The following is a 13,648-nucleotide window of genomic DNA, read 5'->3' as shown; positions in this document are numbered from 1 at the left end:
CCGCGGGGGACGCCGGCGGGCGCCTAGACTTCCCTAGTGTCCGTCCTGCTGCTCGCCGCCCTGGCCGTGGCGCTGGCCTGGCCGGTGCCCGTCCTGCTCGGCCGCGCCCGCTGGGTGCGGCGCGCCCCCGCGGCCGCCATGGTGCTGTGGCAGGCCGTCGCCCTCGCCGGTGGCCTGGCCCTGGTCGGCACCCCCCTGGCGTGGGGACTGGCCCCCCTCGGCGGTCACCTCGGCCAGTCCCTGGCCGCCTTCGCCACCGGCCTGGCCGACGGCTCGTGGGTCGACCGGCTCGTGCTCGACCCGCTGCTGCCGGCCCGCATCGCCGCCGTGACCGGCTCCCTGCTGCTCACCGGCCACCTGGTGCTCACCCTGGCCGTGACCGCGTGGCGCACGGTGGCGCACCGGCGGCGGCACCGGCAGATGGTCGAGCTGCTGGCCTCCCCGCCCGGCACCCGCCCCGGTGCCGACGCCCCCGGCACGCGCGTGCTGCCGCACGACGTGCCGCTGGCCTACTGCCTGCCCGGGCTCACCGGCTCGCTCACCGTGCTCTCCCAGGGCCTGCTGGACCAGCTCTCCGCGCGCGAGGTGGGGGCCGTCGTCGCCCACGAGCGGGCGCACCTGCGCCAGCGGCACGACCTGCTCCGGCTCGCCTTCGAGGCGTGGCACCGCGCCGTGGCCTGGCTGCCCACCACGGCGACCGCCCGCCAGGCCGTCGCGGGACTGACCGAGATGCTGGCCGACGACGCCGCCCTGCGCACGCACGACCGGGCCGACCTGGTCCGGGCCATCGTCCTGACGGGCGAGGGCGAGGGCGCCGCCCGCACCCCCGCCGAGCCGGCCGTCCCCGCGCGCCCGGCCGCCCGGGACCCCCGCGAGGCCGCCGGGGGCCGGCCCCTGCCCAACGTCCAGGGGGACGGGTCCGTGCCGCTGACCCTGCGCCTGTACCGGCTGCTGGACCCCGTGCCGCCGCTGCCGCTGGCCGCGCGCGCCGCCGTGGTGGTGCTGGCCCTGGCGCTGGCCGCGCTGCCCGTGGTGCTGCTGGCGCTCACCTGAGCCCGCCGGCGGGCCGGCCGGCGGGCCCGCCCGCGGCGACGCACGCCCCGGCCCGGCGTTCGATAAGCTGGGTCGTCGGTGGTGCCGCGGCGCCCCGCCCCCGAACCCAGACCACGAACGGACCAGGCCCATAGTGCAAGGCAACGCGATCTTCCGTCACTCCAACGCTTCCCTCCTGTCCGTGACGGAAGTGCTGGCCCCCGTGACCGTGACGAGCGAGCAGATCGACGAGGAGCTCGCCCCGGTGCTGCGCCGGCTGCGGCTGCCGCGCGGGCTGCTGCAGCGCGTCGCCGGCGTCAACGAGCGGCGCAACTGGCTGCAGCCGGGGCACTTCCAGGACGGGGCCGCGCAGGCCGGCCGGCTCGCGCTCGAGCAGGCCGGCGTGCGGCCCGGGCAGGTGGGGCTCATGGTCAACACCTCGGTCACCCGCGAGACGCTCGAGCCCTCCGTGGCCGTGCGGATCCACCACGAGCTGGGCCTGCCCACCTCGGCCACGAACTTCGACATCACCAACGCCTGCCTGGGCTTCGTCAACGGGCTGTCCCTGGCCGCCTCGCTCATCGACGCCGGCCAGGTGGACTACGCCGTGGTCGTCGCCGGGGAGGACTCCGGGAAGGTCCAGCAGGCCACCCTGCAGAACCTCAAGGACGAGGCGGTGGACCGCTCCAGCTTCATGGAGCAGTTCGCGTCCCTGACGCTGGGCTCCGGGGCGGCGGCCGCCGTCGTGGGACGCACCGACCTGCACCCGGAGGGGCACCGCATCGTCCGCGGCATCACGCGGGCCGGCACCGACCACCACGACCTGTGCGTGGGCGACCACAAGGGCATGTTCACCGACTCCACCGCCCTGCTCAAGGACGGGCTCGAGCTCGTCATGGACGCCTGGAACGAGGTCCCCGCGGACTGGGGCTGGGCCTCGATGGACCGCTACGTCACGCACCAGGTCTCCCGCCTGCACACCGACTCGATGACCGAGGCCGCCGGGCTGGACCCCGAGCGGTTCCCGGTGACCTTCCCCGCGCTGGGCAACGTGGGACCGGCCTCGCTGCCGATCACCCTGGCCCGCGAGGCGGCCTCGCTGGCCGCCGGCGACCGGGTGCTGTGCATGGGCGTCGGCTCGGGCCTGAACACGGCCATGCTGGAGATCGCCTGGTGAGGATCCCCGCCTCCCCCGCCGTCCTGCCCGTCAACCCCCACGGCGCGCCCGCCGCCGGGACCGCGCCCGCCCTGCCGGGCTGGGACCCGGCCTGGAGCCGGATCGTCACCGTCCCGGCCCCCGACGGCGACCGGTCGCTGCACGTGCTCGACACCGGCCCGGTGCTGGCGGCAGCCGGCCGGGAGCCGGAGGGCACCATCCTGGCCGTCCACGGCAACCCCACGTGGTCCTACCTGTGGCGGTCCCTGGCCGCCGCCACGGTGGAGGCCGCCCGCCGCGGGGAGGGCCCGGCGTGGCGCGTCGTCGCGCCCGACCAGCTGGACATGGGCTACTCCGAGCGGCTGGCCCACCCGGCGCTGCCGCGGCCCGCGGCGGCCGGTCCCGGCGGCGGCCCCTCCCCCGCCTCCGACGGCGCCGGCTACCGCACCCTGGCCGGGCGGATCGCGGACCTCGACGCCCTCGTCCGCACGCTGGGGCTGGACACCGCGGCCCGGGAGGGGCACCCGCTGCTGACCCTCGGCCACGACTGGGGCGGGGTGGTCTCGCTCGGCTGGGCCGGGCGGAACCAGGACCTCGTCACGGGGGCCATGACCCTGAACACCGCCGTCCACCAGGACGCGGACGAGCCGCTGCCCGCGCCCCTGCGGGCGGCCCTGGCCGGTCCCCTGCTGCCCGGCTCCACCGTCCTGACCGACGCCTTCCTGCGGGTCACCACCTCCCTGGCCCGCCCGTCGCTGGACCCCGCGGTGCGCGCGGCCTACCACGGCCCCTACCGCCGGGCGGAGCGGCGCGGGGGCATCGGCGGCTTCGTCGCGGACATCCCGGTCGGCCCCGGGCACGCCTCGCACGCCGAGCTGCGGCGGGTCGCCGCCGACGTGGCCGCCTTCCGCAAGCCGGTGCTCCTCCTGTGGGGCCCGCGGGACCCCGTGTTCCTGGACCGCCACCTGGCGGACCTGCTGGAGCGCCTCCCGCACGCGGACCTGCACCGCGCCGAGACCGCCGGGCACCTGCTGGCCGAGGAGATCGACCTCGCCGCCCCCGTGCTGCGCTGGGCCGGGCGGCTGCTCGCCCGGGTGCCCGCCGGTGCGCCGGCGGCCCCGGACCGTCCGGGGTCGCTCCCGGCGCCGGACGCCGTGGCCCCGGGGAACCCCGGCGCCACCGGGGACACCGGCACCGCGCCGGGGGACCACCGGCCGCTGTGGGCCTTCCTCGACGAGTGGCGCGACCGCCCGGACACCGCGCTCGTCGACCTGGCCGGGGCGGACCGGCCGCCCGTGGGCTGGGACCGGCTGGCCGGCGTCGTGGACGCCGTGGCCGTCGGCCTGCTCCGCCACGGGGTGCGGCCCGGCGACCGGATCTCCCTGCTGGTCACCCCCGGCCTGGACCTGACGGCGGCGCTCTACGCGAGCCTGCGCATCGGGGCCGTGGTGGTGGTGGCCGACGCCGGCCTCGGCGTCGCCGGGATGACCCGCGCCGTCCGCGCGGCCCGGCCCGACTGGATCATCGGCCGGCCGGCGGGCCTGGCGGTCGCACGCACCCAGCGGTGGCCCGGCCGCCGGCTCTCCGTGGAGACCCTGCCCCGCCCCCTGGCCGCCGCCCTGGGCGTCGAGGACGGCCTGCACGCGATGGCCGCCCGGCACGCCGGGGAGCGCTGCCCGGAGCCCGGCCCCGGCCCCGGGGACCCAGCCGCGATCCTCTACACGTCCGGCTCGACCGGCCCGGCCAAGGGCGTGCTCTACACGCACGGCCGGCTGGCGGCCCTGGCCGGGCTGCTGCGCGACGTGTTCGACGTGCGCCCCGGGTCCTCCCTGCTGGCCGGCTTCGCCCCGTTCGCCCTGCTCGGCCCGGCCATCGGGGCCACGTCCATCACCCCGGACATGTCCGTCACCCGCCCGGCCACCCTCACCGCCACGGCCGTCGCCGAGGCCGCCGCCGCCGGGCACGCCACCATGCTCTTCGCCTCCCCGGCCGCCCTGCGCAACGTGGTGGCCACGGCGGACGCCCTCACGCACGCCCAGCGTGCCGCGCTGGGACGGATCACCCTCGTGCTCTCCGCCGGGGCGCCCGTCCACCCGCGGCTCGTGGAGCAGGTCGGCCGCGTCTTCCCGGCCGCCGACCTGCACTCGCCCTACGGCATGACGGAGGCCCTGCTGCTGGCGGACATCGACCGCGAGGGGCTCACGCGGGCGGCCACCGCAGGCAGCGCCGAGGACGGCGTCTGCGTGGGACGGCCCGTGGGCCCGGTGCGGATCGCCATCGCCCCGCTCGGGGCGGACGGCACCGCGGCGGAGGCCCTGCTCGAGGGCCCGGAGGCCGCCGGCGTCCTCGGCGAGGTCGTGGTCTCCGCCCCCCACCAGAAGGCTGCCTACGACCGGTTGTGGCTCACCGACGCGACGAGCCGGCGCGACCACCTCGACGGCCTGCAGTGGCACCGCACCCAGGACGTCGGGCACCTGGACGACGCCGGCCGGCTGTGGATCGAGGGGCGGCTGCAGCACGTGGTCGTCACCGACCGCGGCCCCGTGGCCCCCGGCGGTCCCGAGGCCCGGATCGACGCCCTCGGCCAGGTCTCGCGCTCCGCCGTCGTCGGCGTGGGCCCGCGGGGCACCCAGGCCGTCGTCGCCGTCGTGGAGACCGCCCCCGGCGTGCGCGCCCGGCCGGGCCTGGCGCCCACGGCCCTCGCCGCGGCCGTGCGCTCCGCCGCCGCCCCCGTCCCGGTCGCCGCGGTCCTGGTGACGGACCGCGTGCCCGTGGACATCCGGCACAACTCGAAGATCGACCGCTCCCGGCTCGCCCGGTGGGCCGCGGGCGTGCTCGCCGGGGGCCGGGTGGGCCGCCCGTGAGCCGCCGCGTCCTCGTCACCGGCGCCTCCGGGCTGCTGGGGTCCGGGGTGGCGCGCCGGCTCGCCGCGGCGGGCGACGACGTGGTGACCCTGCAGCGCCGCCCCTCCGGGGTGCCCGGCGCCCGCGACGTGGCCGGGTCCGTGACGGATCCCGCCGCCGTGGCCCGGGCCGTGGCCGGCCGGGACACCGTGGTCCACGTGGCCGCCAAGGTCTCGGTCTCCGGGCCCGCCGCGCAGTACGAGGCCGTCAACGTGCACGGCACCCGCACCGTGGTGCGGGCGGCCCGGGCCGCCGGCGTGCGCCGGTTCGTGCACGTCTCCTCCCCGTCCGTGGCCCACGCCGGGTCCTCGATCGTGGGGGCGGGGGCCGGGCCGGCCGACCCCGTCCGGGCCCGCGGGCACTACGCCCGCACCAAGGCCGCCGGCGAGCTCATCGCCCTGGCCGCGGACGCCCCGGACTTCCGGGTGCTCGCGCTGCGCCCCCACCTGATGTGGGGGCCGGGCGACGAGCAGCTGACGGAGCGCGTCGTGCAGCGCGCCCGCGCCGGGCGGATGCCGCTGCTGGGACCGGCCGCGGCCCTCGTGGACACCCTCTACACCACGAACGCGGTGGACGCGCTGGTCGCCGCCGTGGCGGCGGTGGACCGCGTGCACGGCGAGGCCCTCGTGGTGACCAACGGCGAGCCGCGCCCGGTCGGCGAGCTGGTCCGGGCCCTGGCCGTGGCCGGCGGCGCCGCCGAGCCCCGGCTGCGCGTGCCGGCGGGCCTGGCCCGCGCGGCCGGGGCGGTCATCGAGCGCGTCTGGGACGCCGCGGGGCTCGGCGGCGACGGCGAGGAGCCGCCCCTGACCGCGTTCCTGGCCGAGCAGCTCTCCACGGCGCACTGGTTCGACCAGCGGCGCACCCGGCAGGTGCTGGACTGGGAACCGGCGGTCTCGGTCGACGAGGGGCTGCGGTTGCTGGCCGACCACTACCGCGCGCGCTGAGGGCGCACCGGTCCGGTCAGCGGCGGACGGCCACCAGGTGGCACTCCGGGTAGGGGTGCTCCTCGTCCGGGCACACGATGACGCGCCAGCGCTCGGAGAAGCCCGCGGCCTCGAGCAGCCGCGCCAGGGACGACGGGTTCCACCGCCAGGCCGGGGCCACGGCGTGGGCGAACTCCTCGGTGTCCTGCTCGGAGTCGAGCAGGCACTGGAACACCACGAGCACCTGGCAGCCCGTCCCGGTGTGGCGGGCCCAGGACTCCAGGACGGCGGGGAGCTCCGCGGGCGGCACGTGGATCAGGCTGAAGCGGGCGAGGATGCCCACGACCGGGGCGGCCGAGCGCACCACCTCCGAGTCCGCCGGGTACCGGGCGTCGCCCTCGATCCACGGCTGGCTCGGGTAGCGCTTGCGGGCGATCTCGAGCATCTTGGCCGAGGGGTCCACCCCGATCGTGTTGAACCCGCGGAACGCCAGCTCCACCGTGACGTGGCCCGTCCCGCACCCCACGTCCAGCACGGTCCCCCCGCGCGGCAGGGCGTCGGCGAAGGCATCGAGGCAGTGCCGGTCGAGGGGGCGCTGCCAGGGGCCCGGGAACGTGCGGTCGTAGAGCTCCGCGAGCTCGTCGTAGCCCGGCTGGCCCGGCGGGGCCGCCGCGAAGGCGGGGTCCGGCCCGGCCGCCGTCGGGCCGCTCACGCCGGGGGCCGGCTCCACCGGGTCCGGCGCTGTCGGGCCCCGGTCGTCCATCGACCCATGATCAGGCGTCGATGCGCTCACGGTCCAGCTCGTCCGCCCCAGAGATGATGAAGTCCTTGCGGGGCGCCACGTTGGAGCCCATCAGCAGGTCGAAGACGTGCTCGGCCCGCTGCAGGGCCTCCTCCGCCTCGGGGATGGTGACGCGGCGCAGCATGCGCTGGCGGGGGTCCATGGTGGTGTCCGCGAGCTGGTCCGCGTCCATCTCGCCCAGGCCCTTGTAGCGCTGGATGGGCTCCTTGTAGTTCCGCCCGTCCTTCTCGAGGGAGGCCAGCAGGCGGTGCAGCTCGTTCTCCGAGTAGGTGTAGACCACCTCGTTGGCCTTGGCTCCCGGGTGGATGACCTCCACGCGGTGCAGCGGGGGCACGGCGGCGTACACCCGGCCCTCCTCGACCATGGGACGCATGTAGCGGAAGAACAGCGTGAGCAGCAGGGTCCGGATGTGGGCGCCGTCCACGTCGGCGTCCGTCATGAGGATGACCTTGCCGTAGCGCGCGGCGGCCAGGTCGAAGCTGCGCCCGGCCCCGCCGCCGACGACCTGGATCAGGGCCGCGCACTCGGCGTTGGAGAGCATGTCCCCCACCGAGGCCTTCTGCACGTTGAGGATCTTGCCGCGGATCGGGAACAGGGCCTGGAAGTCGGAGGAGCGCGCCAGCTTGGCGGTGCCCAGGGCCGAGTCGCCCTCGACGATGAACAGCTCGGAGGACTGCACGTCCGTGGTGCGGCAGTCCGCGAGCTTGGCCGGCATGGAGGAGGTCTCCAGCGCGTTCTTGCGCCGCTGGTTCTCCTTGTGGGTGCGGGCCGAGATGCGCGACTTCATCTCGGCGACGACCTTCTCGAGCAGCACGGCGACCTGGTTCTTCTCGTGCTTGCGCGTGGACCTCAGGATGGCCGTGAGCTCCTGCTCCACCACCTTGGCGACGATCTGGCGCACGGCCGGGGTCCCCAGGACCTCCTTGGTCTGGCCCTCGAACTGCGGCTCGGCCAACCGCACCGTCAGCACGGCCGTCAGGCCGGCGAGCACGTCGTCCTTCTCGAGCTTGTCGTTGCCGGCCTTGAGCTTGCGGGCGTTCGCCTCCACGGTCTTGCGGAAGGTCTTCAGCAGGGCCTGTTCGAAGCCCGACTGGTGCGTGCCGCCCTTGGGGGTGGCGATGATGTTGACGAAGGAGCGGAAGGTCGTGTCGTAGCCGACGTCCCAGCGCAGCGCGAGGTCCACCTCGCACAGCCGCTCGACGTCCTGCATCGCCGACCGGCCGTCCTCGCCCAGGACGGGGACGCGCTCGGAGAACGTGCCGGAGCCCTGCAGGCGCCACACGTCCGTCACGGGGCTCGCGGAGGACAGGTGGTCCACGAACTCGGAGATGCCGCCGTCGTAGTGGAAGACCTCCTCGACCGGGCCGGTCTCCCCCGGCGTGCCCGGCAGGCGCCGCTCGTCGCGCAGGGTGATCTTCAGGCCGGGGACGAGGTAGGCGGTCTGCCGGGCCCGTTGCTGCAGGTCCTCGTAGGAGAACCTCGCGTCGGGGGTGAAGATCTGCTCGTCGGCCCAGTACCGCACGCGGGTGCCGGTCTGCCCCCGCTTGGCCTTGCCGACGACCTCCATGGGCGACTGGTCGGCCGAGGGCGTGAACGGGGCGTCGGGGCGGTGGACGGTGCCGGTGTCCCGGAACTGGCCCGGCTCACCGCGGCGGAAGGACAGCTGGTGGACCTTCCCGCCGCGGAAGACCTGGACGTCCAGCCGGGAGGACAGGGCGTTGACCACGGAGGCGCCCACGCCGTGCAGGCCGCCGGAGGCGCCGTAGGAGCCGCCGCCGAACTTGCCGCCGGCGTGCAGCTTGGTGAACACCACCTCCACGCCGGACAGGCCCGTGCGCGGTTCGATGTCCACGGGGATGCCGCGCCCGTTGTCCTCGACCTCCACGGCCCCGGAGGCGTGCAGCGTGATGGCGATCGACTGGCCGAAGCCGGCCAGCGCCTCGTCCACCGAGTTGTCGATGATCTCCCACAGGCAGTGCATCAGGCCCCGGGAGTCGGTGGAGCCGATGTACATGCCGGGCCGCTTGCGCACGGCCTCGAGGCCCTCGAGCACGGACAGGTGCCGGGCGTTGTACTCACTGCTGCGGGACATGGGCCTGCCTCACGGGGTCGGTGTGCCTCCTCGGCCCCGGCGGGGGCCCTCCGGGCGGATGGACATCCTTCAGGGTATCGGCCCGGCCCGTGGTTCGGCCGGAACCCGGCCGCGGGCGCGATCCGGACGCCCGCGCGTCCGCGATCAGCGAAACGGGGCCCGGAACCGACCGGCGCACGAACAAAAGTCAACGGAAGGTGGTTCCATAGGTGTACGCAGTACCGAATCCCCGCGGACCGCACGGACCGCACCCGGGGTGCAGGGGCACCAGATGAGGAGGCCATCATGACCACCACGACCGCCACGACGATGGACCCGCCGGTGTTGACGGGCGCGGACCGCTGTGACCGTTGCGGGGCCCAGGCCTACGTCCGGGCCGTCCTGGCGAGCGGGGGCGAGCTGCTGTTCTGCGGCCACCACGCCCGCGCCGTCGAGGGGACCCTCCGCCCCCAGACCACCGTCTGGCAGGACGAGACCAGCAAGCTCCACGAGAAGGAGCCGGTGAGCGCCGAGTAGGCCCCGCCCGCGCCGACGCGCGGAGCCCGGACACGACGAAGGCCCGCCACCCCGAGGGTGGCGGGCCTTCGTGCCGTCCGGCAGGGGCGGGGCGGTCCGGGACGGCCGGGCCGCCCGGGGACGAGGGGTGTCCCCGGACGGCGCGCGGATCAGTCCAGGTAGTCGCGCAGCACCTGGGACCGGGAGGGGTGGCGCAGCTTGGACATGGTCTTGGACTCGATCTGGCGGATGCGCTCGCGCGTGACGCCGTAGACCTTGCCGATCTCGTCCAGGGTCTTCGGCTGCCCGTCCGTCAACCCGTAGCGCATGGCCACCACGCCGGCCTCGCGCTCGGCGAGGGTGTCCAGCACGGAGTGCAGCTGCTCCTGCAGCAGCGTGAAGCTCACGGCGTCGGCGGGCACGACGGCCTCGGAGTCCTCGATGAGGTCGCCGAACTCGGAGTCGCCGTCCTCGCCGAGCGGGGTGTGCAGGGAGATGGGCTCGCGGCCGTACTTCTGGACCTCGACGACCTTCTCGGGGGTCATGTCGAGCTCCTTGGCCAGCTCCTCCGGGGTGGGCTCGCGGCCCAGGTCCTGGAGCATCTGGCGCTGGACGCGGGCCAGCTTGTTGATGACCTCGACCATGTGCACGGGGATGCGGATGGTGCGGGCCTGGTCGGCCATGGCCCGCGTGATCGCCTGGCGGATCCACCAGGTGGCATAGGTGGAGAACTTGAAGCCCTTGGTGTAGTCGAACTTCTCCACCGCGCGGATCAGGCCGAGGTTGCCCTCCTGGATGAGGTCCAGGAAGAGCATGCCGCGCCCCGTGTAGCGCTTGGCCAGCGACACGACGAGGCGCAGGTTGGCCTCCAGCAGGTGGTTCTTCGCCCGCCGGCCGTCAGCGATGATCAGCTCCATGTCCCGCCGCAGGCGGGCGTCCTTGATGGGCTGCTCCTTCATCTTGTGCTCGGCGTACAGGCCGGCCTCGATGCGCAGCGCCAGGTCCACCTCCTGCTCGGCGTTCAGGAGCGCGACCTTGCCGATCTGCTTGAGGTAGTCCTTGACCGGGTCGGCCGTGGCACCGGCGGAGACGACCTGCTGCACGGGGGCGTCGTCGTCCGCGTCGGACACGACGAAGCCGCCCGCGGAGGTCTCCTCCTCGGGCTCCTCCTCGGCGGCGTTCGCGGGGACGTCCGTGGGCTCCTCGTCCGGCTCCACGGCGTCGTCCGCGGACGTGGCCCCGGACTTGCCGGCGGCGGACTTGGCGCCCGCCGACTTGGCGGCGGACTTCTTGGTGGTCTTGCGAGTGCCGGCGGCAGCCGTCTTCGTGGCCCGCGAGGAGGACGTGGACTTCCGAGTGGACGCGCCGGCGGCCGCGCCGCCCTGGCCCTGGGCCACCGCGTCCTCGGCGGCCGCGCCGCCCTGGCTCTCGGTCTTCTGGGAAGAAGTAGTCACTCAATACCTTTCGTACGGGCGTCCCGGAGGGCCCCTGACGGTCAACACCACTATGACCCTGTCAAGTCCGCGGTGATGGCATCCGGAACGTCCGCGCGCCGTGGCCACGGGGTCCGGACCCGCGCAGAAGCAGGGTCTGGACATGCTCAACGATCACCGGCCCGTATTTGTTCCCGGTTCCGCGGAAGTCGTCCACCGGTCGTGGTGAGGGGGTGGCGGCGGGCGCGGCCCGGGAGGGGCCGGGGACGGCCCGACGATTATGCCACGCGCCCCGGGTCCGGAGGCATCCCCGGCGACCGGGCCGGCGGCCGTGTCCCGGACCGCGGCGCGAGCCGGTCACTGCCCGGCCCGGCCGTTGGCCGACCACGAGGTCTCCCGCCGGGCGGCCCAGCCGGCGAGCATGCCGCGGTCGACGACCTCCTCGAGGACCCGGGCGAGCGGGTACGCGGGGTCCTCGCGCCGGCACTCCTGCAGGATGCGCCCGGCGGAGGACCCCCGGCCCCGGGCCCAGTCCACCCACGCCACCAGGCTGCGCGCCGCCGAGGCGGGCGTTCCCGCCGCCTCCGGCAGCAACCCGGCACAGGCCCGGCGCAGCCGCGCGATGCGTTCCCAGTCCGGGCGGCGGAGCGAGGCCGCCATGAGGACGGAGGAGTACAGCGCCGCGTCCGCCTCGCGCGCCGTGGCCCCGAGCGTCCCGGCCAGGCCCTCCGGCAGGGTGCCGAGCCATTCGGCCCCGCCCAGGGCCCGGTCCAGCGAGAAGCTGGCGGCGGCCACGAGCACGTCCCGCAGCGTCTCGCTCGCCAGGCCGGCGAGCAGGCGGGCCCGGTCCCCGGCCGCCACCGGCAGCGCGGCCCCGTCCAGCACGCGCTCCCAGTCCTCCAGCCACCGCGCGCAATAGGCGGTCCACTCCACCCCGGCCGCGGGACGGACGGCCTCCAGGGCCCGCAGGAGCTCGGGGCCGGCCGCGGGGGCCACGGCGGGCAGGCCGCTGCCGCGCGGCTCGTCCTGCACCACGGAGCCGGCGACGATGAACGCCGCGTTGACGGCGCTGGCCTGCGTCCGGCGCACGTCCGCCCCGTGGAAGGAGCACGCGGACGGGGCGGCGCAGTCCACGTGCCAGAGGCGGCCGGCGGCCACGAGCCACGTCTCCGCCACCGGCAGGCCCGCCGCGGCCAGTTCCCGCCCGAGGGCCGCCGCCAGCCGGGCGTCGCCCCTCCCCACGCCGGGTTTTCCGGGCCCCCGGTCCTCCGCGGGACGGCCTCCGGCATCCCGGGTGCCACGGGAACCGTCCCGGGCCCGGTCGTGCTGGGAGGCCACCGCGTCGGCGACGTCGGGGGTGTCCCGGAACAGGAAGACGAGGCTGCCGTCGGCCCGGTCGTCGGCCGCCAGGTGACCGGCCACGCTGCGGACGTAGTCGTCCAGGACGCGCAGGTCGGCCGCGATCCCGGGCGCGTAGTCGCAGCGCAGGACCGCACCGAGGTCCCGCCCCGCGAGCGCGATCGCGGTGAGGCTGTCGCGCGGGGTGTACCCGAGCACGTGCTGGACGTAGCTCAGCAGGTCGACGGGATCCACGGCCCGGAGGCCGCGGGCCCCGGGCGGGGTGGGGTCGGGGGTCGGCCGGTCAGCGGGGAGCGGTGTCTGCATGCCCCCACGCTTCCGCGCCGGCCCCGGGCGCGGAAGCGCCCGCCGCTCCGCTGGGAGGGGCGGGCGCTGCCGCGGCGGTTGTGGAGGAGCTCGTCAGTCCGCGTCCGGCTGGGTCGCGGGTCCCGCTGCCTCCCCCGGCCCGGCGGTGTCCTCCGGACCGCCGTCCGCGGCCGCGCCGGGGCGCGGCTCGTCGTCGAGGGCGTGCCGCGGCTGGCTCTGCAGGTACTCCTCGACGGCGGCGCCGAGCTCCTCGGCGTCCGGGACCTGCTCGTCCGGCCCCACGAGCAGGGAGCGCCCGGCGCCCGGGGAGTGCTGGTCGAAGTTGCGCTCGAGACCCTCCACCATGGCCGTGATCTCCCGCGAGGAGCCGGTCTGGCGGTCGAGCTCGCGGTCCACCTCCCGGCCGCGCTCCCGCAGCTCGTCCGTGGGCAGCATGAGCCCCAGGGCCGCGCCCACGTACTCGAGGGCGGCGACGGCCGCCTGGGGGTAGGCCGCGTCGGCGAGGTAGTGCGGGACGTGCAGCGTGTAGCCGGCGGTCCCCCGGCGGTGCTCGTCCAGCCGCAGCTCCAGCAGCTGGGCCACGCCCGAGACCATCCGCGCCTGGGGACTCCACGTGGACAGTCCGGCGACGGCCTCCTCCCGGTTGCCGTGGGTGGTCACGCCCAGCGGCCGGGTGTGCGGCACGGGCATGGGCACGGCGTCCACCAGGGTCACGAGCCTGACGTCCAGCCGGTCCACGAGGAACAGGACCGCGGCCACGAAACGCTCCCACTGGTAGTCCGGCTCCGGCCCGGACAGCAGCAGGAACGGCCGGCCGAGGGCGTCCGAGACGAGGTGGAGCTCGAGGCGCGGCGACTGGTAGTCGAGGAAGCGGTCCCCGTCGAAGCTGATGTGCGGGCGCCGGGCACGGTAGTCGATCAGCTGGTCCGCGTCGAAGCTGGCCAGCAGCTTGTGGTCGAGCGAGTCCAAGAGGGTGTGCCGGACCTGCTCGGACAGGTGGCCCGCGTCCAGGTGACCGCCGAAGACGGCCAGCATGCCCAGCCCGCGCAGCGCGGAGGCACCGTCGAAGCCGCCGGACAGCAGGTCCCGTCCGGCCGGTTCCAGGGTGAACAGCGTGGTGGGGTCCTGCATGGTCGGTCCTTCCGTC

The 13,648-nt window shown here is 75.8% G+C and carries 10 protein-coding genes; 5 read left to right on the top strand and 5 right to left on the bottom strand.

Annotated features, from left to right (window positions below; genetic code table 11):
* Positions 1–36: 36 nt before the first annotated feature.
* The 4 genes from E7744_RS06465 (at position 37) to E7744_RS06450 (ending at position 6,035) form a co-directional block, all read left to right on the top strand.
* The gene (locus tag E7744_RS06465) at positions 37–1,053 is read left to right on the top strand and encodes a M56 family metallopeptidase (protein ID WP_137773407.1); all 1,017 of its coding nucleotides are present in this window, start codon (positions 37–39) and stop codon (positions 1,051–1,053) included.
* 133 nt (positions 1,054–1,186) lie between these two features.
* Positions 1,187–2,209, top strand: coding sequence for a 3-oxoacyl-ACP synthase III (locus tag E7744_RS06460; RefSeq protein WP_210417169.1), 1,023 nt, complete (start codon positions 1,187–1,189; stop codon positions 2,207–2,209).
* Entirely contained in the window at positions 2,206–5,052 is a 2,847-nt protein-coding gene (locus E7744_RS06455) for an alpha/beta fold hydrolase (protein WP_137773405.1), read from the top strand. Before E7744_RS06460 ends, E7744_RS06455 begins: the two co-directional genes overlap by 4 nt.
* Positions 5,049–6,035: an NAD(P)-dependent oxidoreductase gene (locus E7744_RS06450; RefSeq protein ID WP_137773404.1), complete on the top strand. Its 987-nt coding sequence runs from the start codon at positions 5,049–5,051 to the stop codon at positions 6,033–6,035. The genes E7744_RS06455 and E7744_RS06450 overlap by 4 nt, the downstream gene beginning before the upstream one ends.
* Before the next feature lie 16 nt (positions 6,036–6,051).
* On the opposite strand, the gene E7744_RS06445 is transcribed toward E7744_RS06450, so the two are convergent.
* Positions 6,052–6,726, bottom strand: a complete 675-nt coding sequence (locus E7744_RS06445) for a class I SAM-dependent methyltransferase (RefSeq protein WP_210417168.1) — start codon at positions 6,724–6,726, stop codon at positions 6,052–6,054.
* A 61-nt stretch (positions 6,727–6,787) separates the two neighbouring features.
* Positions 6,788–8,908 carry a type IIA DNA topoisomerase subunit B gene (locus E7744_RS06440; RefSeq protein WP_137773402.1) on the bottom strand — a complete coding sequence of 707 codons (2,121 nt, stop codon included), beginning with the start codon at positions 8,906–8,908 and terminating at the stop codon, positions 6,788–6,790.
* A 285-nt stretch (positions 8,909–9,193) separates the two neighbouring features.
* On the opposite strand from E7744_RS06440, the gene E7744_RS06435 reads away from it, so the two are divergent.
* Positions 9,194–9,424 (top strand): hypothetical protein, encoded by a 231-nt coding sequence (locus tag E7744_RS06435; RefSeq protein WP_210417167.1) that lies wholly within the window; start codon positions 9,194–9,196, stop codon positions 9,422–9,424.
* A 149-nt stretch (positions 9,425–9,573) separates the two neighbouring features.
* On the opposite strand, the gene E7744_RS06430 is transcribed toward E7744_RS06435, so the two are convergent.
* The 3 genes from E7744_RS06430 to E7744_RS06420 all read right to left on the bottom strand — a co-directional run bounded on the left by E7744_RS06430 (position 9,574) and on the right by E7744_RS06420 (position 13,632).
* Entirely contained in the window at positions 9,574–10,857 is a 1,284-nt protein-coding gene (locus E7744_RS06430) for an RNA polymerase sigma factor (RefSeq protein ID WP_137773401.1), read from the bottom strand.
* Positions 10,858–11,193: 336 nt separating this feature from the next.
* Positions 11,194–12,501 (bottom strand): DUF4192 family protein, encoded by a 1,308-nt coding sequence (locus E7744_RS06425; RefSeq protein ID WP_137773400.1) that lies wholly within the window; start codon positions 12,499–12,501, stop codon positions 11,194–11,196.
* A 93-nt stretch (positions 12,502–12,594) separates the two neighbouring features.
* Positions 12,595–13,632: a PAC2 family protein gene (locus tag E7744_RS06420; RefSeq protein ID WP_246858582.1), complete on the bottom strand. Its 1,038-nt coding sequence runs from the start codon at positions 13,630–13,632 to the stop codon at positions 12,595–12,597.
* Positions 13,633–13,648 lie beyond the last annotated feature (16 nt).

The sequence above is a fragment of the Citricoccus sp. SGAir0253 genome, from assembly GCF_005877055.1.
In the GTDB taxonomy this organism is placed as follows: Bacteria; Actinomycetota; Actinomycetes; order Actinomycetales; family Micrococcaceae; genus Citricoccus.
Note: the sequence above shows the minus strand (reverse complement) of the source record. Positions and strands in the feature narration are given on the sequence as shown.

What these genes read in the sequence shown, in the direction of transcription:
- E7744_RS06425 (WP_137773400.1), bottom strand. Translation starts at nt 12,501, where the DNA reads ATGCAGACACCGCTCCCCGCTGACCGGCCGACCCCCGACCCCACCCCG.
- E7744_RS06440 (WP_137773402.1), bottom strand. Translation starts at nt 8,908, where the DNA reads ATGTCCCGCAGCAGTGAGTACAACGCCCGGCACCTGTCCGTGCTCGAG.
- E7744_RS06435 (WP_210417167.1), top strand. Translation starts at nt 9,194, where the DNA reads ATGACCACCACGACCGCCACGACGATGGACCCGCCGGTGTTGACGGGC.
- E7744_RS06420 (WP_246858582.1), bottom strand. Translation starts at nt 13,632, where the DNA reads ATGCAGGACCCCACCACGCTGTTCACCCTGGAACCGGCCGGACGGGAC.